The organism is Nostoc sp. 'Peltigera membranacea cyanobiont' 213, assembly GCF_002245975.1.
In the GTDB taxonomy this organism is placed as follows: Bacteria; Cyanobacteriota; Cyanobacteriia; order Cyanobacteriales; family Nostocaceae; genus Nostoc.
Genome location: NZ_NOLI01000348.1, coordinates 1 through 1,672, shown reverse-complemented (window position 1 = coordinate 1,672; position 1,672 = coordinate 1). Strand labels below are relative to the sequence as shown.

At 34.9% G+C, this 1,672-nt stretch carries 2 protein-coding genes; both read right to left on the bottom strand.

What is annotated here, in order from left to right:
- Positions 1 to 38 precede the first annotated feature (38 nt).
- Positions 39 to 1,229: a hypothetical protein gene (locus CDG77_RS34830; RefSeq protein WP_094333649.1), complete on the bottom strand. Its 1,191-nt coding sequence runs from the start codon at positions 1,227 to 1,229 to the stop codon at positions 39 to 41.
- A gap of 110 nt (positions 1,230 to 1,339) precedes the next feature.
- Positions 1,340 to 1,507, bottom strand: coding sequence for a hypothetical protein (locus tag CDG77_RS34825; protein ID WP_223270170.1), 168 nt, complete (start codon positions 1,505 to 1,507; stop codon positions 1,340 to 1,342).
- Positions 1,508 to 1,672 lie beyond the last annotated feature (165 nt).

Sequence of the window (1,672 nt, the reverse complement as noted above, 5' to 3'; positions counted from 1 at the left end):
TAGGGTGTTGACTTTGTGGGAAAATTGTCCACAAAAGTTCATGCAAATTCTGTGTCGTCATCCGAGGTTGAAAATACGATTTTTCTTTTTGAGAGCGTGGACTGACCAAAAACTTGAGATGACCAAGCCAAAAGGTCAAGATAGCGAACATTTTCTAATGCCTCCTTAACCATCAGACCAGTGAAATTTATAGTACATAAAGAAATATTTAGAATCATCTGACCTATCTGTTTGAAAGGACATCTAGAAGAAAAATGTTTGTATTTACCAAAAATAGATTCAATTATATCGGAAGTCACCAAAAAAGTCTTTTCTAGAGGAATTTGGGAACTTTGAACTGTAATATATTCAAGAATATTATGTCGAAAAACCGAAATAAGATTAGTTGAGGTTGGAAATTGCTTATTCTCAAAATCAATTCTAGATTGTTGGTTAATTCCGGTGATTTTGAGTTGAGCTTCTATTGTCCTAGTCATCAAAACCATTTGCTCCCAAATACCAAGTTCCTCTTGATAGTCTCTTAACCAAGTAAATTTCATAATTAGTTTTTTATTAAGGCTTTCTGGGTCACTAGTTGGTGCTAATTTTAGTAAAGTTTCGATGGGACAATTCAAAAGCTTTTGCGCCCAATTAATTAACTTTTCAATATTGAAATAACGACAGCTAGAGCGTTGAGATGGAGGGGAAATAAATGATAACTCTGTTTGTTGGAGTTGATGTCGGCACTGGTTACATTTTTGGATAAAAGATTGATATTTTTCTGAGGTCGCTAACTCATGTTTCAGTAATAAAGCCATTGCATGGGTTACATCATACGTATAAATAACAGAGAGATTTTTTGAACAGTAAAGTTTAATTCCTTTTTCGATATCACTGCCATGATCTGCTATTATTTGTACTGGACAACCAACCATATCAGTCAGTTCACAGAGCTTTTGTTCGATAAGTTCTCCTCTGGTAGAGTCCATAATTTCTAGGGCTAAGAGTTGAACATCATGGTGTTTTAGTCCTCGCTTTTCTGGAAAAACGGTTGAGTCCAGGTATTGTTGAGAAACTCCTAAAATCACCAAGCATTTTTGTTTTCCTAGTTCTACTGTTAGGTCAATAATGAAAACCCAATCAGTTCGATATTCTTTTATTCTTTGAAGCTCGTACAACCCAATTCGTCCTAACCAATTCCTTATACTACTAAAATTTGGAGTAGAAATTTCAGACTCTGATGCGTCCAACTTCAGGTTTTTCTCAACTCCTCGTAAGCTACTTCCACAATCAACTGTTTGTTGTACTGCTTTTTGTATTATTTGAATGCTGTAATGATGCCCGATAGCTGTTAGTTCCTCTATTTTTTCGTAAGCTTCTTCTCCTTTTTTTTTACATCATCTGAGTTGGTGCGAAAGATACGTAATTCTTTTTCTGCTTTCATAGCACGCTTTTTCCAATTCTCCCGTGAAAGAGATAAATCTCTAATTTTTATTTCTAGCGCTCTTAACAATTGAAAGTCTTTCAAGTGCCGTTTCTTTCCAATTCTCTCGACTTTGTTTAAACAGACGAACTAATCGGCTGGACGAACTTTTTAATTTTTTCATTAACCACCAATTTTTTGAGGAGATTTTGAGCCATATATTATGTATGAAGAAATATCACCTCAAAACACCCAAAGTCAACACCCTAG